Raw genomic sequence first — 18,196 nt, 5'->3', positions numbered from 1 at the left:
AGAATGGAAATTAATGTTGAACATATTTTAGATTGTCTCGATCGTTATGGCAAAGGAGAACTAACCAAAGAACAAGTCAACGAGGATTTGACGATAGACGAAAAAGTATTTCTTATTATGAATCAGGATTTTTTTGAAACCGATGAGGAAGATTTTGACGTACTAAAATGGTTGGATGAAGAAGAGTCTTTCTTTATGGTTGTCGAAGTAAATGAAAGTTTATGTCGTCAAGCAGAATCAGTTTTAGAAGAAATCGGTGTGGAGATGCCGGATGCCATTGAAGGTTTTTTAACGCAATTGGTTGAAACAAAACAGCTCCCCGTAGTAGTAAATGACTAGTGTAACTGTTTGAAATTGTCCCATGAAATCCTATTGGGCTTTTTTTGATTGGAGGTGGAAACCATTAAAATGTACAAAGGGCATCGCATACGCGCAGGAGATCAACACTTGGTTTATCACTTTGTTCTTGGCTGGCTAATCGCTTTATTCATAGGTTGGATGAGCGTCTTTTATTTTCATGAGCTTAGAAAATTTGAGATTTCTAAGCTATCACTTTCCACTATTGAAATTGTTTGGTCCATGAAAGATTTAATCTGCTTACTAGGAAGTCTCGTTCTTTCAGGAAGCATGATGTTGCTTTATATTCACTTTTTTCAGGACCATTGGCGAAGTTTATGGCATCGACAAAAGCTGGCTCGGATGATTCTAGAAAATCATTGGTATGAAGTGAAACAAACTCAAAGTGAAGGTTTTTTCAAAGATTTGAATAGTAGTCGGACCAAAGAGAATATCAGTTACTTCCCCAAAATCTATTATCGAATGAAAGATGGCTTACTTTCTATACGCGTTCAAATTTCACTAGGAAAATATCAAGATCAACTATTGAAGCTAGAAAAGAAGTTAGAAAGCGGACTGTATTGTGAGTTAGTAGAGAAAGAACTCAAAGACTCTTATGTGGAATACACCTTGTTATACGATATGATTGCTAATCGAATTGGAATTGAAGAAGTAGTGGCAGAAAACGGGATTCTGCGATTGATGAAAAATCAAGTATGGGCTTATGATTCTTTACCTCATATGTTAATCGCTGGCGGTACAGGCGGTGGGAAGACCTATTTTATACTCACTATTATCCAAGCTTTATTGAAGTCGGATGCAGAATTGTTTATCCTCGATCCCAAAAATGCGGACCTTGCCGATTTAGGTACGGTAATGCCCCATGTTTATTCTCAAAAGGAAGAAATTTCTGCTTGTGTGGAAGACTTTTACGAACGCATGATGGCTCGTAGCAAGGCAATGAAAGAAATGCCCAACTACAAAACAGGAGAGAATTATGCGTATCTTGGACTTCCGCCCAACTTTTTAATCTTTGATGAATACGTGGCTTATATGGAAATGTTAACGACTAAGGAGAGTGCGGTGATTTTGAATAAGCTCAAACAAATCGTGATGTTAGGTCGTCAATCTGGTTTCTTTCTGATTTTGGCTTGTCAAAGACCAGATGCGAAATATTTAGGAGATGGGATTCGGGATCAATTCAACTTTCGCGTAGCTTTAGGACGTATGAGTGAACTCGGGTATTCCATGATGTTTGGTGAGGTTGATAAAAATTTCTTTATGAAACGTATCAAAGGACGAGGTTATGTGGATACAGGCGTGAGTGTGATTAGTGAGTTTTATACGCCGCTAGTTCCAAAAGGGTATGATTTCTTAGAATCCATCAAACAAGTAGCGCAATCGAAAGAAAAATGACAACTACAAAGAAATTTAGACTTCTAGGGTATTGAATTAAAAGTATGATAAACTAGTGATGAAAGCGTCAGGAGGTGCAGTAAAAATGACAGAGGATTATTCTTTACAGTATGCTAAAGAGAACAAAAAAGTATTAATTTCTTCGATTACTGATGGAAAAGAAAAAGAGGAAGAAAAGACTGCCATTTTTATGGCTGGAAGTCCTGGTGCTGGAAAGACTGAGGCTGCACAAACTTTGACGGCATTGAATAGTAATGTTTGTGTAATCGATGCTGATAAATTTCGCGAACTATTTCCAGGCTATGCTGGGAATAATTCAGATGAATTTCAACGAGGATCAGCACTTTTGGTAGATGCTGCTCTCGATTTAGTTCTTAAAAAAGGGTATAGTTTTATTCTTGATGGCACGTTTGCGACTTCTAAGGTAAATCAAAATATTGAACGGGCACTCAAAAAGAATTATAATGTGCTTGTTTATTATGTATATCAAGATCCATTTATTGCTTGGGACTTTACTAAAAAACGAGAAGAAGTTGAAGGCCGTTTTGTTCCTAAAGAACGTTTTATCAATGCTTTTTTTCAATCGAGAAAAAATTTGATGCAGGTGAAAAAGCAATTTCAAGAGAAAGTAACCATCAATATCTTAGTGAAGGACTTTCAAAATACGATTTCTGATTTTCTAATGGACATTGATAATGTTGAACTAGCATTACCAATCAGTTATACGAAAGAAAGATTGGAGGAAGAGCTACATGACTGAGAAAGAAAAAGTTGAAGAAATTATGGAGAAGTATAACCGTAACTTTTCTACACTACAAAAGAATGCCTCTGCGAAAGAGCTGAAGACAGTCTTTAAATTTGTAGCAGATGAATCCAATCGAAAACAACGAGAATTGATTGGTTTGGATAAAGAAAAATAAATTTGAAATTGAAATAGTTTTAAGGGCCAAGAGCAAAAATGTTCTTGGCTTTTTTCTTTGCAATGAATGAGGTGATGTATGACATTTTTAGATTTATTCGCCGGGATTGGTGGTTTTCGCTTAGGTATGGAACAAGCGGGCCACCAGTGTATCGGCTTTTGTGAAATTGATGAATTTGCCCGGCGGAGTTATAAGGCAATTCATGATACAAGGAAGGAGGTGGAAATGCATGACATCACAAGTGTATCAGACGAGTTTGTTCACTCCCTCGGACCAGTGGACATCCTTTGCGGCGAATTTCCGTGCCAAGCTTTTTCAATTGCGGGAAAGCGGCAAGGATTTTCCGATACTCGAGGTACTTTATTCTTTGAAATCGCTCGGTTCGCCACTCTTCTCCGACCTAAATTTTTATTCCTTGAGAACGTCCGGGGATTGCTCAATCATGAAGGAGGGGCTACGTTCGAGACAATCCTCCGAACGCTGGATGGACTGGGGTATGATGTGGAATGGCAGGTGCTTAACTCAAAGGCCTACGTTCCCCAAAGCCGCGAGCGGGTCTTCCTTATCGGACATTCTCGAGACGCATGTACCAAACAAGTATTTCCTATCATTGGATCGTCTCCAACATCTGATCAAAACATCCGAAACTTGTTAAATATCAATCCTTCCAATCGAGGAATGGGTGGACAAGTCTATGGTTCAGATGGTGTAGCGCCCACCTTAACTGGTGATGAAGGAATCAAAATCGCGCTATCGGTAAAGGATGGGATTTCTGTAGCCGGTATGTTGCCGGGAAACTTTGAACAAGGCAATCGGGTATACGAAGTAACCGGAACAGCTCCCACCTTGTCAACGAAGCAAGGGGGAACGAAGATAATGATTCGAAAAAATGAAACAGAATATCAAGAGGTGAAGCCAGGGGACAGTGTGAACCTGGCTTTTCCTAATTCCACAAGTCGTCGAGGGCGTCTGGGAAAGCAAAGTGTGCATACCTTACTAACAGGAGACCAACAAGCAGTCGTCACGGATCAGTATCAGATTCGGAAGCTAACGCCAAGAGAGTGCTGGCGACTTCAGGGGTTTCCCGATTGGGCTTTTGACCGAGCTTCTCAAGTTAATTCAGATAGTCAGTTATATAAGCAGGCCGGAAACTCAGTAACCGTTCCGGTCATTTTTGATATTGCCAGAAGATTAAAGGAGGTAAAAGCACATGATTTATGATGAGTTGATTGGGAAATCTACTGGGTGATTGGCAAGATTCAGTCAGATCCAGAACTGGAAGAAGAATTGTACCGGCTCAATTTTGATATTCGAAAAAATGGGGTGAAGGTCCCTGGTGATTCATATGTACTGGACGAGGAAACCGATGCTCGAATTGAGTTGAATCAGGTTATCAGTGAATTCGAACGGATTGCGGACCTTGCCAAAGAACCTGATATCCGCCAATACTTGTTTGAGATAAAAGCAGAATTGGAAATTGAGGGCATTACCTCAGAGTAACGGCTAAATAAACCACTGATAGGCGCTGACCGCGGGGGATTTGCGAAGCAGAAATCATCCGTGGTGCTGTGCCTGTTCATGGACGGCGGCAGCCGGCCATGATGTCTCACCCCCCGTATCTAACAGGGGGGTACAAAAACACAAAAAACAAGCAAGCAACGATTGAGAATTGCTGGTGTATCAAGGGAAATTAACGATTTGATTCAGTGTGAAGTATTCGTCAATTACTTCACACTTTTGCTTTAGGAGGTGATTATTTGGCGAAAAGAAATTTAAGCAAGGAATTGCTAAAAGAAAAGCGTAAGGATTATAAGGTTTCGCAGAACAAATTAGCTGTCGCATGTAATTTGACTCGAGAGTATATCAACAAGATTGAATCAGGTCTACTTACACCATCAGAAAAGACCATGAGAAAAATTTTTGACCAATTAGAAAGTTTCAATCCCGATTTGCCTTTGACGTTACTGTTTGACTATGTAAGGATTCGTTTCCCCACAACGGATGTACGGAAAATTATTCAAGAAATTCTCCATTTAAAATTTGAGTATATGCTCCACGAAGATTACGCCTTTTACTCCTATCAAGAACAATATGTTATGGGCGATATTATAGTGATGTTGTCTCATGAAGAAGATAAAGGCGTTCTTTTGGAATTAAAAGGGCGAGGCTGTCGACAGTTTGAAACTTTTTTATTCGCCCAAAAACGTAGCTGGTACGACTTTTTCGAGGATTGTCTAAAGGCCGGTGGCGTGATGAAACGCTTGGATTTAGCAATCAATGATCGAGTGGGCTTATTGGATATTCCTGAGTTAACGAAAAAATGTCAGAAGGAAGAATGTATTTCCTTGTTTCGTACCTTTAAAAGCTATCGTTCCGGAGAACTGTTGAAAGCTGATGAAAAGGATGGTATGGGCAATACCTTATATATCGGTAGCCTCAAGAGTGAGGTCTATTTTTGTTTGTATGAAAAAGACTATGAGCAATATATCAAGTTAGGGATTCCATTAGACCAAACTGAAACGAAAAATCGCTTTGAGATTCGACTGAAAAATGACCGTGCTTATCATGCGATTCAAGATTTGTTAAAAGGTCGTAGCATTGAGAGCACCACGTTTCCCATTATCAATCGTTACTTGCGATTTGTGGATAAGATGGAAGGCAAACGGCGAACCAACTGGCCCTTAAATGAACAATGGGGTCGCTTTATTGGACGGAATCGGAAGGAGATTCAACTCACTTCTGAACCGAAACCGTATACCATTGAACGAACCTTGAATTGGCTCGGACGTCAAGTCGCCCCTACGTGGAAGATGGCCAAGGAGTTGGATCGGTTGAATCAGACAACGTATATCCAGGATATGGTACAGAATGCACGGTTATCAGACCGGCACAAAAAGATTTTGGAGCAACAAAGTATGGCAATCGAAAACTTGATTATATGAAAAGAGGAATTTTGATGGGAATTGTGAAAGATATTTTATTGGCATTTGGTGGCAGTATGATTGGTGTTACCGTGATGTGCTTGATGAATGCAAGTGCAACAGCGGACCGGGCTATGGAAAAGAAAGGAAAGTGACAAGATGAATTTCGGACAAAATTTGTATCAATGGTTTTTGACCAATGCCCAATCCTTAGTCTTACTAGCGATTGTGGTCATTGGTTTGTTTTTAGGATTTAAACGAGAATTTTCTAAACTAATTGGCTTCTTGGTGATTGCCTTGATTGCGGTAGGGTTGGTTTTTAATGCTTCTGGTGTGAAAGATGTCTTACTCAATTTGTTTAACCGAATTGTTGGTGCGTAAGGGGGAATCATGATGGAACAGATGCGTGTGTATATTGCGAACCTTGGCAAATACAATGAAGGTGAATTGGTGGGGGCGTGGTTTACCCCACCTGTCGATTTTGATGAAGTGAAAGAACAGATTGGATTAAATGATGAGTATGAAGAATATGCGATTCATGATTATGAGCTACCTTTTGAGATTGATGAATATACACCAATTGAAGAAATTAATCGGTTGTGTGGGCTGGCAGAAGAACTAGAAGGAACTCCAATTGGTGACGTTGCTTCTGAGATTCAACATGCTTTTTTCAATTCTTTTGAGGAAATGGTAGAGCATGTGGATGATATTATTTGTTATCCAGATTGTAATGATATGAGTGATATAGCGTATTATTTGATTGAGGAAACGGGTGCTTTAAGTGAGGCACCTGCACATCTACAAAACTATGTTGATTACGAGTCTTATGGTCGAGATTTGGAGATAGGAGGGAATTATTTAGTCACTAATCTAGGTGTTTTTGAATATTCAATCTGACGTAGGGAAAACGATCATAATATCTCATTTATTTTATCTATTGAAAGTGCTAATATTAATGTGAAGTAAATGGGGAGGAAATTGATGGATGAAAAAGTTAGACTTGCATATTCATACAGTTCGTTCTATTAGCGATTCAAAGAAAATAGACTTTTCAATAGAAAAATTATCAGAATATATACATGAAAAAAAACTTGATGCTATTGCCATTACAAATCATAATATTTTTGATATTGAACAGTTTAGGGAAATTAGAGAGGAAATTAAAGTACCAGTTTTTCCAGGGGTAGAAATTGATTTAGAAAAAGGTCATTTATTATTGATTGGTGATTGTTCAGAATTTCACCTTGAAGATTTTGCAACATCATGTGAAAAGTTGACTAATTTTATAAAAGAACAGTCCGACTCACTGACTGTATCAGAATTCTATTCAGTTTTTCCAAAGCATACTTTAAAAAAATATTTATTGATTCCGCATTATCGTAAATCACCTGAGATTCCAGAAAGAATTATTCATGAGTTATCAGAAAACTCCACCATTAGTGCTGGAGAGGTTAGTTCTCCACGAAAATTTATGGAACTGAAAAATCAAATTGATGGATTAACTCCTGTTTTGTTTAGTGATCAAAGAATCTGTAGTTTTATGAGTAGCTTTAATAATCATCAAACCTATTTGAATATTTCCGAAATTAGTCTAGCGGCAATTAAGGGGGCATTATCGGATAAAACAAAAGTGAGTTTATCAAAAAAAGATGGAAAAAACTTATTTGAAATTCATGATGGAATTAATGTTTCTACAGGTTTAAATGTATTATTAGGGGAAAGATCTTCCGGTAAAACTCATTTACTAAATAAAATAAATGAAAGCACAGCGAATACAAAATATATTCGTCAGTTTGAATTAGTAGAAACTGATGATAAACGTTCGGAAGAAACATTTCATGCTCAGTTACAGAACGATGAGAGTATGTTTTCAGCAGATTTTTTATCTGAGTTTAATGAAATTGTCAAGGATATGTTGAATATTGATGTGCTTACTACTAAAAGAAAAGTTAAAGACTATGTGCAGTCATTGTTAAAAAATGCTGAAAATACAGAGAAGAAAGATGCTTTTGCTAAATCAGCCCTTTTTAGTGAAGAGAAGTTTAAGCTTAAGGATACATCTACTTTAGAAGAATTAATAAAAGCAACTCAGGTAATTCTTGAAAACAATGAATACTCATCACTTATTGACGAAGTTATCGAGAGAGAACAACTTGTGAAACTGTTGCTTCGCCTGATTAAGGAGCACAGACGGATTTTTTTGGATAATGAAATAAAGGAAAAGGCAAACACTATTATCGGTAATGTTCAAAGTGAACTGTCTTTGAAAACGACAACACAAAGAATTCTTGACATTGATCTAAGTGAGGTTGCTGAAGAGCAACTAAAAATAAGAAAGTTTAATGAGCTCGCAGAAAAATTACAGCAAAAAAAAATTCTTAATGAAAAGCAAACCTTTGATTTTACAGTAAGAAAGTCTAAAAGAAAGTTTGCCACTCCAAGGGAATTGATTGAACAAGCAAAGAAGAGAATGAGCTTTTCTGATATATTTCCATCATATTCAATTCCCTTTGATTTTTTACAGAAACTAAAAAGTAAAAAAGAGCTTGAACCCGCAGATTTTTATAAGTATTTTGTGAAAATACAAGTAGAAATTTTAAACAAAGACTTGAAGCCAGTTTCTGGAGGACAACGAGCGGAATATAACTTTTTACGGAAAATAGAAGGTGCTCTATCACATGATATGCTTCTCATTGATGAACCTGAATCATCGTTTGATAATCCATTCCTTAATACAAAAATTAACACAATGTTGAAGGATATTTCGAAGTACATTCCAGTATTTGTTTCAACACATAATAACACAATTGGTGGTTCCATTAGTCCGGATTTCATTTTGCATACAAAAAGGAGCATTGAACAGGATAAAGCTATTTTTAGAGTTTACACCGGCTATCCAACAGATAAAATCCTATACTCAAATGATGGAAAATCAATTAATAATTTATCTGTTCAGTTAACATGCCTTGAAGCAGGCGAAAGTTCGTATAGTAAGAGGAGCGAGATGTATGAAATACTTAAAAATTGAAAATAATCAGGGCTTTTTCTTAAAAGAAGATAATTGGATTGCGGTTGATCAAATCACAAAGGATGACCTCTTTAGCTTTATTAACATTATCTTGGATAGCGATGAAGGAGATTTTGAGATGGATGAATTTTCTGACGAGACAATTCAACATGCTGCCCACAAAATTATTTATAAAAATATTTATAACAAACTTTTGGAATTAGAACATGAGAAGGATAATCTTCATGATAAAGTTAATCAGCAGTTTTCAACCGCATTTCAAAAGTATTCAAATGACTAGTGATAATTTTTTTGAAAGGCTCATTCATTAAGGATGAGTCTTTCGTTGTATTATAGGAGATGAGTCGATGAAAAAAATAAAAAGCTACACCAGTATTTGGGCAGTTGAAAAAGTCATTTATGCAATTAATGACTTTCAGCTGCCTTTTCCTGTGACGTTTAACCAAATGGCTTGGTTTGTTTTATCCCTGCTGTTTGTCATTGTTTTTGCCCATGTGCCTCCACTATCTATGATAGAGGGGGCCTTTTTAAAATACTTAGGTATACCAGTGGCGGTTACTTGGTTTATGTCGCAAAAGACATTTGACGGCAAGAAACCATTAGGATTTTTACGATCCTTTATCAGCTATTACTTGCGATTTAAGGTGACTTTTGCAGGAAAGAAAGTCAAAGAAAAGAAGAAACGATGGGACGAACCAATCACCTTAGTAAGGAGTGTGAACTATGTACCCGATTAAGTATATTGAAAATAATCTTGTTTTTAACCAAGAAGGCGAGTGTTTTGCCTACTATGAACTAGTGCCTTACAATTACTCCTTTTTGTCACCTGAACAGAAGTATCAAGTGCATGATAGCTTTCGCCAATTGATTGCTCAGAACAGAGAAGGGAAGATTCACGCCTTACAAATTGCGACAGAAAGTTGTATTCGCTCCACACAAGAGCGATCGAAAAAGGAAATTGCAGGTAGACTCAAAGAAGTAGCGAAACAACGTATTGACCTTCAAACAGATGCATTAGTATCCATGATTGGCGATAGTCAGATTGATTATCGCTTTTTTATTGGCTTCAAGCTAATTGCGACAGATGAAGAGGTCAATCTAAAGAGTCTCAAGAAATCTTTCTTTTCTGGGCTTCAAGAATTTGTCTATGGAGTGAATCATCATTTGATGGGCGACTTTGTTTCCTTATCTAATGAAGAAGTTCGCCGGTATACCAAGCTTGAAAAACTAATGGAAAGTAAATTGGCTCGAAGATTTAAAGTAAGACAAGTCACACCGAGTGATCTGACGTATTTAATTGAGCATATCTATGGTGAAAAAGGCATGCCGTTTGAAGAATATGAATTTCACCTACCAAAGAAAAAGCTAAAATCAGAAACGCTGGTGAAACGTTATGACCTACTACGTCCTAGCCGTTGTTTGATTGAAGAAAAGCCCCGGTACTTACGGATGGAACATGAAAATCATGAATCGTATGTAGCGTACTTAACAATTAATACAATTGTGGGGGAAATGGAATTTCCTTCCTCGGAACTTTTCTATTACCAGCAACAACAATTTACGTTTCCGATTGATACTTCAATGAATGTAGAAATCGTGACGAACAAAAAGGCGCTAGCGACCGTTCGCAATAAGAAAAAGGAACTGAAAGATTTAGACAACCATGCCTATCAATCCGACAATGAAACGAATTCCAATGTTTTAGATGCGTTGGATTCCGTGGATGAACTTGAAACCACTTTGGATCAGTCGAAAGAATCCATGTACAAACTAAGCTATGTGGTTCGGGTGAGTGCCGAATCAGTAGATGAACTAAAGCGGCGATGTGATGAAGTGCTTGATTTTTATGATGATACCAATGTAAAACTAGTCCGTCCCTTTGGCGATATGATGGGGCTACATGAAGAATTCTTACCCTCAAGTAAACGATATATGAACGACTATATTCAGTATGTTACGTCTGACTTCTTGGCGGGACTTGGATTTGGGGCCACACAGATGTTAGGCGAGTTAGAAGGCATTTACTTTGGCTATAACGTGGATACAGGTCGGAATGTTTACTTGAAACCAGCATTGGCCTCACAAGGGGTAAAAGGTTCAGTTACCAATGCTTTGGCAGCTGCATTTCTTGGTTCACTTGGTGGTGGAAAATCCTTTAGTAACAATCTTTTAGTCTATTATGCTGTCCTTTTTGGTGGGCAAGCTGTGATTGTCGATCCAAAAGGCGAGCGGGGTGGCTGGAAAGAAACGTTGCCAGAAATTGCGGATGAAATCAATATCCTCAACTTAACTAGTAAGCCAGAAAACCAAGGCCTGCTTGATCCTTATGTGATTATGAAGAAAAAGAAAGACTCAGAAAGTTTAGCGATTGATATTCTGACCTTTTTAACAGGAATTTCTAGTCGAGATGGAGAGAAGTTTCCTGTTCTGCGCAAAGCCATTCGGACCGTTACCCAAAGCGATCAACGAGGGTTGCTACAAGTCATTAATGAACTTCGAAAAGAGGGCTCACCAGTTGCGGAAAATATCGCCGATCATATCGAGTCTTTTACCGATTATGATTTTGCCCATTTGCTTTTCTCAGACGGTTCAATTACTCAATCGATTAGTTTAGATAAGCAGTTAAATATCATTCAAGTGGCGGATTTAGTTTTACCAGATGCGGAAACGACTTTTGAAGAATATACCACCATGGAATTGCTGAGTGTTTCGATGCTAATCGTCATTTCGACTTTTGCCTTGGACTTTATCCATAGTAATCGAGAAATTTTCAAGATAGTGGACTTGGATGAGGCGTGGAGTTTTCTTCAAGTAGCTCAAGGAAAAACGTTATCGAATAAATTAGTGCGTGCTGGTCGGGCCATGAATGCCGGGGTTTATTTCGTCACGCAAAACAGTGATGATTTGTTGGATGAACGTTTGAAGAACAATATCGGATTGAAGTTTGCTTTTCGAAGTACCGATATTCATGAAATTAAGAAGACTTTGGAATTCTTTGGGTTAGATCAAGAAGATGAAAGCAATCAAAAACGCCTACGAGATTTAGAAAACGGCCAATGTTTAATGCAAGATTTGTATGGTCGAGTAGGTGTGGTTCAAGTTCATCCAGTCTTCGAAGAACTCTTCCATGCTTTTGATACCCGTCCACCTGTTCAAGAGAGAATGGAGTGAGGAGATGAAAAAGAAACTTTTTCGGATTGTGGGAATCGTTTTTATTAGCATCATCACTCTGACAGTTCTATTGAGTTTAGTCGGTACGGTAGCTGAGGCGACTGGATTAGTTGATGATACAGTTGAAGTGGGAAATCTTTATTCCCATTATTCACTTGGTAACTATCAGTTGGATTTCTTTGTGGATAGTTCATGGGATTGGCTACCTTGGAACTGGGGCGATGGCTTAGGGAAGAGCGTGATGTATGGTCTTTATGCCATTACTAATTTCATTTGGACAGTTAGTTTGTATTTATCGAATGCCACGGGTTATGTGGTTCAAGAAGCTTACAAGTTAGATTTCATTTCGGATACAGCTGAAAGTATTGGAAAGAATATCCAAACCTTAGCCGGCATTACCGAAAATGGACTACAGACCTCAGGCTTTTACTTTGGGTTTCTACTATTGATGATTTTAGCTCTAGGAATTTATGTGGCGTATACCGGATTATTAAAACGAGAAACCACCAAAGCAGTTCGAGCTGTCATTAATTTTGTGATGATTTTTCTACTTTCGGGTTCTTTCATTACGTATGCGCCCACCTATATCACAAAAATCAATGACTTTAGCTCAGATGTTAGTGAAGCTGCCCTTAGTCTTGGAACAGAGATCGTTGTACCCAATTCAGAAAGCCAAGGAAAAGATAGTGTCGATTTAATTCGGGATAGCTTGTTTTCCATTCAAGTCCAACAACCTTGGTTACTCTTGCAATTTGATGATTCCAATATAGAAGAAGTTGGCGAAGATCGTGTTAACAAAATCCTGTCTGTAAGTCCAGATGAAAACAAAGGCAAAGATCGGGAAGAAGCGGTCAAAGCGGAGATTGAAGACAATGACAATGCGAATTTAAGTATTACCAAGACCATGAACCGATTAGGGACCGTGGTCTTTTTGGTGTTATTCAATATTGGGATTTCCTTCTTTGTTTTCCTCCTGACAGGGATTATGTTGTTTTCGCAAATTCTCTTCATTATCTTTGCGATGTTTCTTCCTATCAGTTTCTTATTGTCCATGTTGCCGACTTATGAGAGTTTGGGGAAAAAGGCGATTATTCGCTTATTCAATACGATTATGATGCGAGCAGGAGTTACCTTAGTCATTACGACTGCATTTAGTATCTCAACGATGTTTTTCAATATCTCAGCCACTTATCCTTTCTTCATGGTAGCTTTTCTACAAATTGTGACTTTCGCCGGTATCTATTTCAAATTGGGTGACATTATGAGTATGTTCAACCTCCAGAGTAATGACAGTCAGTCAATGGGCAGACGGGTTATGCGAAAACCGCAAATGTTGATGAACCGTAAATTGCGGCAACTTAATCGAAATGTGGGCCGGACTTTGGCTTTTGGTGGTGGTGCAGCAGTCGGAAATAAGTTGGCAAAGGAACAATCAAAATCCAAATTTAGGCCATCAGGTTCTTCTCTACGAAAGGATTCACGATTACCTAACGATCACGAGGTACCATCTGACTTGAATAAAGAAAAGCCAATCTCAAATAATAAGAAGCAATCCCGAATGAATTTGGCCGGAAGAAAAATCGGCAAGGTTTTGGATACCCAAGCTTTGATGAAAGATAAGGCAAAACAAGTAAAAGATCAAGTACGGAATACGCCAACGAATTTGAAATACAACCTCCATAAAGGGATCGAAAAAACGAAAAAAACACCAGAAGAATTCAAGCGCGGACTTGTCCAAGAAAAAGCAAATCGAGCGGAGTTGCGAGAAAAACAACGACAACGTAGAGATGAAAAAATGGCTGAAAAGCGCAAAGTATTGAATGAAGCAGGAAATCGTCATGGGAAAAGAAGGACAAATGTTCCAATAAAAACAGATCTCCAACCTCAAAAAGATAGGAAGACGAAAAAAGAAGCCCCAAAGCGGATTGTGAGAGCAAATCCGAATCCCGAAATCAAAAGAAAACTAACTAGTCAAGAAATCATTTCAAAAGGGAAAAGCCAATCATCAAGTAAAAAAAATTCTTTCCAACAAGTGAAACAGAGGTCCACTCTGCCAAAGCGGACCAATCAAAAAGTACAAAAAAGACTGAATCATCGTCCAAAATCAAGGTTAGGTGAGAAAAAATGAACTTGAAGAAATTGGGTATCATTTCGTTAACTTTCCTGACCATCACCTTTATGGGCATCTTGATGTGTGTGGGTTTGTTGTTTGGTGAAGACAGTGAAGGGAGTGGTAGTTCTGAAACTTCTCCTGGAGGTAGTAGTGTCTCAGAAGAAGTCTTAAAGCACCGCTCAATGGTGGAAAAGTATGCCAAAGAATCAGGCATTACAGAGTATGTCCCGATTCTTTTGGCGATTATTCAAGTGGAATCTGGGGGCACAATGGAAGATGTCATGCAAAGTTCTGAGTCAGCCGGTTTACCACCGAATTCATTAAGTATTGAGGCATCCATTAAACAAGGGTGTCTCTATTTTGCGTCCTTGGTTAAGCGTTCCAAAGAATTAGGTTGTGATCAAGCTAGTATTATTCAGGCCTATAACTATGGTGGCGGGTATTTAGACTATGTCGCGAAAAACGAGAAGAAGCATAGTTTTACTTTAGCTGAATCATTTTCAAAGGAAAAATCAGGCGGTCAAAAAGTTGATTATCCCAATCCAATCGCAATTAAGGAAAATGGGGGTTGGCGCTATAACTATGGCAATATGTTTTATTGCTTATTAGTGAAGCAGTACCTAACCACGAGACAGTTTGATGATAAAACAGTCCAAGGGATTTTTGACGAGGCTTTTAAGTATGAAGGAACGGCCTATGTATTTGGTGGTTCAAGCCCCACAACGGGATTTGATTGTAGTGGCTTGACCCAATGGTGTTATGCCAAAGTTGGTTTGAAACTTCCTCGGGTGGCCCAGGATCAATATGATGCCATGACTCATATTGATCTAAAAGATGCCAAACCGGGTGATTTGATTTTCTTTCATTCGACTTATGATGCCGGTACTTATGTGACCCATGTGGGAATTTACGCAGGTGAGAATCGCATGTTTCATGCAGGAGATCCAGTGGGATGGACGAATCTAACGGAAAACTATTGGCAGCAGCATCTTATCGGTGCTGGACGGTACAAATAAGAGAGAAGAGGAAAAATAATGAAGATAAAAATTGAACGGAATCAAAAGGAAAAGAGCCCAAAAAGGAAAAAAGAACGAGTCGTATCCGTGGGTAAGCATCGAAAAATGGTGCTTGCCCTTTGGCTTTTATTGTCTTGTAGCCTTGCTTTTGGCGTTTATAAAAATTTCACCGCCATTGATCAACATACAACTCATGAAAAAGTGGTTATAAAAGAGAAGGTAGTGAATACTTCTGGCGTTGAAAGTTTTACAGAGGATTTTGCGAAAGAATATTTTTCATGGAAAAATAACAAAGAAGCAATTGAAAAGAGAATGAGTAATCTCGAACAGTACCTTACAGAAAATGGTCTCGCTTTAAGCCAAGATATGGTTCGAGCAGATATTCCCACGAGTTCCGAAGTTCAATCTGTAAAAATTCTAGATGTTGAAAAACTCTCGGAAGAATTTGTCGTCTCGTTTTTAGTGGAGCAAAAGATTATGGAGGGAAAAAAGGCACAACCGATTTCTTCTGCATATCGAGTGATAGTCTTTGAAGATGAAAAAGGAAATCATATTGTAACGAACCTGCCTACCATGATTGCAAAACCAGAAAAGGCACAATATGAAGAAAAACAAGTAGAAAGCGATTCAGAAATTGATGCCAAAGCAACGGAGGAAATCACTGAGTTTTTGGAAACATTTTTTAAATTATATCCATCAGCTTCTGAAAAAGAATTGGAGTATTATGTTGAAAATAATGTGATTCAACCGATTAATACAAATCTTCAATTTGTAGAAATAACTAATCCTATTTATTTTGAAACAAAGAATTCGGTTCGAGTAAAAGTCATAGTGAAATATCTCGATGATGTTGAAAAGGTGACTCATGATTTTCAATATAACTTATTGTTATCTAAAGGAGAAAACTGGAAGATTACCAATTGCGAATAACGTTCTAAGATGAGTTCAAAAAGTATATAGGTAACCAATTATTGTAAACTTGTACAATATGTCGTAGTTGAGACATAATAAAGAAGTAGTGGTACTAACTATTTCGATAAAGTCCTTGAAAAATGAAAACGACAATATTTTAAAAAATTTATCAATTTTATGATGAAGGAGTCGAAACCAATAAACGTGTTGTGGCTGTCCTTATGCGTGGAATGAATTTATGCGCAAAAGGATTTCATCGACGCAAATCTTTTTATGGTAGAGTAAAAGCAATTGAAGAAATAGTAAAAGAAAATTTATTGAATCGACAATTTGAACAGAGCCAAATCGATGCTGTTTGGGTGACAGATATTACTTACATTCCTTGTAATCACTGTCGTCTCTATTTGTCCACCATATAGCAACTCGTAATCCACGTTGCTATATGGTGGATTCAAACATGAAAAAAGAAATTGTCATCCATCCATTACAAATTTATAAAGGAGAATTGCCTACGGTAATTTATTCCGGTAGAGGTAGCCAATACCGGTCTCTTGGCTATCAAGAGCTGTTGACCGACCACCACATCACACATTCAATGAGCCAACCTGGGACTCATATTAACGATGCCGGTAATCGAATGATCAATCAAACGAGAATTAATCGAACCCAACAAGCATAAAAGTAAAATAGAGATGAAGGTGTTGATTCAAGATTATTTAGAGGACTACTATCCAAATAAAAGAATCCATACAAAATTTATGATGACTCCTCGACAATTTGAGGCGAAGAAAATAAGTAATCTAACCGACTGTTAACTAAACTGTTGTAGGTCCCTACAAGTCTAAAACTATTTGTTGACAGAGCTAATTCATTTTGTTACTATTTCCATGAAAATAAAATATGATTTGTTAGGTGAGGCTCCTATGCAAACATAGGCTACTGCCCAAAAATGTCGAGAGACGCCAATGGGTAGAACAGGGATTGTCGAATACAAGGCTTTTCTTAAGGTAGCTAAGATGTTTGTCTTTACGTTGTATAGTGCCAAAACTCAACGATTAGATCGACGTCTTATTTTGTCATGTGATTTGATGATTTTAGAACGGTTTTTCGCGGAGTTTTTGTGCGAAAAACCGTTTTTTTATTTAACATATTCATTTTTATTTTTAATAATCTAGAGAGGAAGTGATGCTATGGATTTTTAATTATGTTGTTTATGAGTGTATTGGCAGGTGGATTGATTGGAATTGAACGTCAATGGCGAAAAAAACTAGCTGGAGTACGTACGATGGTTTTAGTTTCACTGGGGGCAACAATTTTTGTTTCTTTGTCTTCGACATTTACGACAGATACTAGCCCAACAAGAATAGCAGCACAAGTAGTTAGTGGGATAGGTTTTTTGGCAGGGGGAATCATTTTACGGGATGGTTTTAGCGTTACAGGTTTAAATACTGCTGCGACACTTTGGTGTACAGCTGCAGTAGGAGTAATGATTGGTGCGGGATCGATTAAAGAAGGTTTCTTGGCAGCAATTGTGATCACTTTTGTTAACATTGTGATACGTTTTATTTCTCATCGATTTGATCAAATTGCGGAAGTATATCGACCTGATACTATAGATAACGTGCAAAATTCCTTTTTGATCATTACAGGTAAAAATTCGTCCGAAGTTTCGCTAAGAACAGAAACTATCGCTCAATTAGATCGGTATTATTTATCATTCTGTCATTTTGTATGTCAAGACCTTGCCGGAGATATGGTTCAACTACAAGTTGAGCTTGAACCCGCTTCAAATATGGATCTGGCAATGAAGGAAATCATTGCTCATTTATCGAGAAACAAAGAGGTACTTGAAGTTTATCAGCTAATAAAGGAGGAAGAAACGTGGTAAAACAGTGTTTACTATAGTTAGATGGGATAGTCGAACTTATCGGGAAGCGATTATTCTGCGAAACGAGTTATTGAGAGCTAGCGCGGGGCAACCCTATTTGACAGCCTCGCCTATTAGTGAGATAAACGACATTCACTTGGTAATCAAGCGGGATGGCGTGACAGTAGGTACTTTACTAATGCATCCCTGTTCTTCAAACTGCATTCAAATAAAGCAAGTGGCTATTCATCCAGATTATCAAGGAAGAAGTCTGGGGAAAAAATTGATTGTGTATGCTGAGCAGGTAGCTAGAAATTTTAACTTTTCCATCATTTTTTTAACTGGAAGAAAGCAAGCTTGGGGATTTTATGAAAAAATGGGGTATTGTGATTTAATGGATGATTATTATGAAAATGGGTTGACATTAAAGGTATTTAAAAAAGAATTAGTATACTTTTCGAAAAAAAAGGAGATGAAAACAAATGGATGACAGTAG

Annotated in this window: 21 protein-coding genes and 1 riboswitch; all 21 genes read left to right on the top strand. The window is 37.8% G+C overall.

Going from position 1 to position 18,196, the window contains the following annotated elements:
- The first annotated feature begins 3 nt into the window (after positions 1-3).
- The 21 genes from IGI38_RS06960 (at position 4) to IGI38_RS06860 (ending at position 18,190) form a co-directional block, all read left to right on the top strand.
- Entirely contained in the window at positions 4-339 is a 336-nt protein-coding gene (locus tag IGI38_RS06960; RefSeq protein WP_438728217.1) for a damage-inducible protein J, read from the top strand.
- 69 nt (positions 340-408) lie between these two features.
- Positions 409-1,752, top strand: a complete 1,344-nt coding sequence (locus IGI38_RS06955) for an FtsK/SpoIIIE domain-containing protein (RefSeq protein ID WP_438728215.1) — start codon at positions 409-411, stop codon at positions 1,750-1,752.
- Positions 1,753-1,837: 85 nt separating this feature from the next.
- Positions 1,838-2,512: a zeta toxin family protein gene (locus IGI38_RS06950; RefSeq protein WP_438728212.1), complete on the top strand. Its 675-nt coding sequence runs from the start codon at positions 1,838-1,840 to the stop codon at positions 2,510-2,512.
- Positions 2,505-2,672: a hypothetical protein gene (locus IGI38_RS06945; protein ID WP_002298811.1), complete on the top strand. Its 168-nt coding sequence runs from the start codon at positions 2,505-2,507 to the stop codon at positions 2,670-2,672. The genes IGI38_RS06950 and IGI38_RS06945 overlap by 8 nt, the downstream gene beginning before the upstream one ends.
- A gap of 78 nt (positions 2,673-2,750) precedes the next feature.
- Positions 2,751-3,893, top strand: a complete 1,143-nt coding sequence (locus IGI38_RS06940; protein ID WP_438728209.1) for a DNA cytosine methyltransferase — start codon at positions 2,751-2,753, stop codon at positions 3,891-3,893.
- A 24-nt stretch (positions 3,894-3,917) separates the two neighbouring features.
- The gene (locus IGI38_RS06935; RefSeq protein WP_438728207.1) at positions 3,918-4,172 is read left to right on the top strand and encodes a hypothetical protein; all 255 of its coding nucleotides are present in this window, start codon (positions 3,918-3,920) and stop codon (positions 4,170-4,172) included.
- A gap of 257 nt (positions 4,173-4,429) precedes the next feature.
- Positions 4,430-5,614: a MobT family relaxase gene (gene mobT, locus IGI38_RS06930; RefSeq protein ID WP_438728205.1), complete on the top strand. Its 1,185-nt coding sequence runs from the start codon at positions 4,430-4,432 to the stop codon at positions 5,612-5,614.
- Positions 5,611-5,748, top strand: coding sequence for a DUF3789 domain-containing protein (locus tag IGI38_RS06925; RefSeq protein ID WP_438728203.1), 138 nt, complete (start codon positions 5,611-5,613; stop codon positions 5,746-5,748). The genes mobT and IGI38_RS06925 overlap by 4 nt, the downstream gene beginning before the upstream one ends.
- A 4-nt stretch (positions 5,749-5,752) precedes the next feature.
- A complete protein-coding gene (locus IGI38_RS06920; RefSeq protein ID WP_002298822.1) occupies positions 5,753-5,974 on the top strand; it encodes a hypothetical protein in 222 nt (73 codons plus the stop codon).
- A gap of 12 nt (positions 5,975-5,986) precedes the next feature.
- A complete protein-coding gene (locus IGI38_RS06915; protein ID WP_438728201.1) occupies positions 5,987-6,490 on the top strand; it encodes an antirestriction protein ArdA in 504 nt (167 codons plus the stop codon).
- Between the two features lie 88 nt (positions 6,491-6,578).
- Positions 6,579-8,621 (top strand): PHP domain-containing protein, encoded by a 2,043-nt coding sequence (locus IGI38_RS06910; protein WP_438728198.1) that lies wholly within the window; start codon positions 6,579-6,581, stop codon positions 8,619-8,621.
- Positions 8,602-8,901 (top strand): hypothetical protein, encoded by a 300-nt coding sequence (locus tag IGI38_RS06905; RefSeq protein ID WP_438728196.1) that lies wholly within the window; start codon positions 8,602-8,604, stop codon positions 8,899-8,901. Before IGI38_RS06910 ends, IGI38_RS06905 begins: the two co-directional genes overlap by 20 nt.
- 67 nt (positions 8,902-8,968) lie before the next feature.
- Positions 8,969-9,358 (top strand): conjugal transfer protein, encoded by a 390-nt coding sequence (locus IGI38_RS06900; protein WP_438728194.1) that lies wholly within the window; start codon positions 8,969-8,971, stop codon positions 9,356-9,358.
- Positions 9,345-11,792 carry an ATP-binding protein gene (locus tag IGI38_RS06895; protein WP_438728191.1) on the top strand — a complete coding sequence of 816 codons (2,448 nt, stop codon included), beginning with the start codon at positions 9,345-9,347 and terminating at the stop codon, positions 11,790-11,792. The genes IGI38_RS06900 and IGI38_RS06895 overlap by 14 nt, the downstream gene beginning before the upstream one ends.
- Before the next feature lie 4 nt (positions 11,793-11,796).
- Positions 11,797-13,920: a CD3337/EF1877 family mobilome membrane protein gene (locus IGI38_RS06890; RefSeq protein WP_438728189.1), complete on the top strand. Its 2,124-nt coding sequence runs from the start codon at positions 11,797-11,799 to the stop codon at positions 13,918-13,920.
- Positions 13,917-14,921 (top strand): bifunctional lytic transglycosylase/C40 family peptidase, encoded by a 1,005-nt coding sequence (locus tag IGI38_RS06885; RefSeq protein WP_438728186.1) that lies wholly within the window; start codon positions 13,917-13,919, stop codon positions 14,919-14,921. Before IGI38_RS06890 ends, IGI38_RS06885 begins: the two co-directional genes overlap by 4 nt.
- Before the next feature lie 18 nt (positions 14,922-14,939).
- Complete coding sequence (locus IGI38_RS06880) at positions 14,940-15,851, top strand: conjugal transfer protein (protein WP_438728184.1); 912 nt, start codon at positions 14,940-14,942, stop codon at positions 15,849-15,851.
- 424 nt (positions 15,852-16,275) lie between these two features.
- Positions 16,276-16,512, top strand: a complete 237-nt coding sequence (locus IGI38_RS06875) for a hypothetical protein (RefSeq protein WP_438728182.1) — start codon at positions 16,276-16,278, stop codon at positions 16,510-16,512.
- A gap of 13 nt (positions 16,513-16,525) precedes the next feature.
- Positions 16,526-16,648: a hypothetical protein gene (locus IGI38_RS06870; RefSeq protein WP_438728180.1), complete on the top strand. Its 123-nt coding sequence runs from the start codon at positions 16,526-16,528 to the stop codon at positions 16,646-16,648.
- Positions 16,649-16,730: 82 nt separating this feature from the next.
- Positions 16,731-16,900, top strand: a riboswitch (M-box (ykoK) riboswitch).
- A 137-nt stretch (positions 16,901-17,037) separates the two neighbouring features.
- Positions 17,038-17,721 (top strand): MgtC/SapB family protein, encoded by a 684-nt coding sequence (locus tag IGI38_RS06865; RefSeq protein WP_438728178.1) that lies wholly within the window; start codon positions 17,038-17,040, stop codon positions 17,719-17,721.
- Between the two features lie 4 nt (positions 17,722-17,725).
- The gene (locus IGI38_RS06860) at positions 17,726-18,190 is read left to right on the top strand and encodes a GNAT family N-acetyltransferase (RefSeq protein WP_438728175.1); all 465 of its coding nucleotides are present in this window, start codon (positions 17,726-17,728) and stop codon (positions 18,188-18,190) included.
- Positions 18,191-18,196: the final 6 nt, after the last annotated feature.

Source organism: Enterococcus sp. AZ128, from assembly GCF_051714485.1.
Taxonomy (GTDB): domain Bacteria; phylum Bacillota; class Bacilli; order Lactobacillales; family Enterococcaceae; genus Enterococcus_A.
Note: the sequence above shows the minus strand (reverse complement) of the source record. Positions and strands in the feature narration are given on the sequence as shown.

Excerpts from the sequence above, each read along its gene's own strand:
- IGI38_RS06865 (WP_438728178.1), top strand. The coding sequence starts at position 17,038 with ATGTTGTTTATGAGTGTATTGGCAGGTGGATTGATTGGAATTGAACGT.
- IGI38_RS06920 (WP_002298822.1), top strand. The coding sequence starts at position 5,753 with ATGAATTTCGGACAAAATTTGTATCAATGGTTTTTGACCAATGCCCAA.
- IGI38_RS06940 (WP_438728209.1), top strand. The coding sequence starts at position 2,751 with ATGACATTTTTAGATTTATTCGCCGGGATTGGTGGTTTTCGCTTAGGT.
- IGI38_RS06895 (WP_438728191.1), top strand. The coding sequence starts at position 9,345 with ATGTACCCGATTAAGTATATTGAAAATAATCTTGTTTTTAACCAAGAA.
- IGI38_RS06890 (WP_438728189.1), top strand. The coding sequence starts at position 11,797 with ATGAAAAAGAAACTTTTTCGGATTGTGGGAATCGTTTTTATTAGCATC.
- IGI38_RS06870 (WP_438728180.1), top strand. The coding sequence starts at position 16,526 with ATGAAGGTGTTGATTCAAGATTATTTAGAGGACTACTATCCAAATAAA.
- IGI38_RS06900 (WP_438728194.1), top strand. The coding sequence starts at position 8,969 with ATGAAAAAAATAAAAAGCTACACCAGTATTTGGGCAGTTGAAAAAGTC.
- IGI38_RS06960 (WP_438728217.1), top strand. The coding sequence starts at position 4 with ATGGAAATTAATGTTGAACATATTTTAGATTGTCTCGATCGTTATGGC.
- IGI38_RS06955 (WP_438728215.1), top strand. The coding sequence starts at position 409 with ATGTACAAAGGGCATCGCATACGCGCAGGAGATCAACACTTGGTTTAT.
- IGI38_RS06905 (WP_438728196.1), top strand. The coding sequence starts at position 8,602 with ATGAAATACTTAAAAATTGAAAATAATCAGGGCTTTTTCTTAAAAGAA.
- IGI38_RS06950 (WP_438728212.1), top strand. The coding sequence starts at position 1,838 with ATGACAGAGGATTATTCTTTACAGTATGCTAAAGAGAACAAAAAAGTA.
- IGI38_RS06880 (WP_438728184.1), top strand. The coding sequence starts at position 14,940 with ATGAAGATAAAAATTGAACGGAATCAAAAGGAAAAGAGCCCAAAAAGG.
- IGI38_RS06915 (WP_438728201.1), top strand. The coding sequence starts at position 5,987 with ATGGAACAGATGCGTGTGTATATTGCGAACCTTGGCAAATACAATGAA.
- IGI38_RS06945 (WP_002298811.1), top strand. The coding sequence starts at position 2,505 with ATGACTGAGAAAGAAAAAGTTGAAGAAATTATGGAGAAGTATAACCGT.
- IGI38_RS06885 (WP_438728186.1), top strand. The coding sequence starts at position 13,917 with ATGAACTTGAAGAAATTGGGTATCATTTCGTTAACTTTCCTGACCATC.
- IGI38_RS06875 (WP_438728182.1), top strand. The coding sequence starts at position 16,276 with ATGGTGGATTCAAACATGAAAAAAGAAATTGTCATCCATCCATTACAA.
- IGI38_RS06925 (WP_438728203.1), top strand. The coding sequence starts at position 5,611 with ATGAAAAGAGGAATTTTGATGGGAATTGTGAAAGATATTTTATTGGCA.
- IGI38_RS06910 (WP_438728198.1), top strand. The coding sequence starts at position 6,579 with ATGAAAAAGTTAGACTTGCATATTCATACAGTTCGTTCTATTAGCGAT.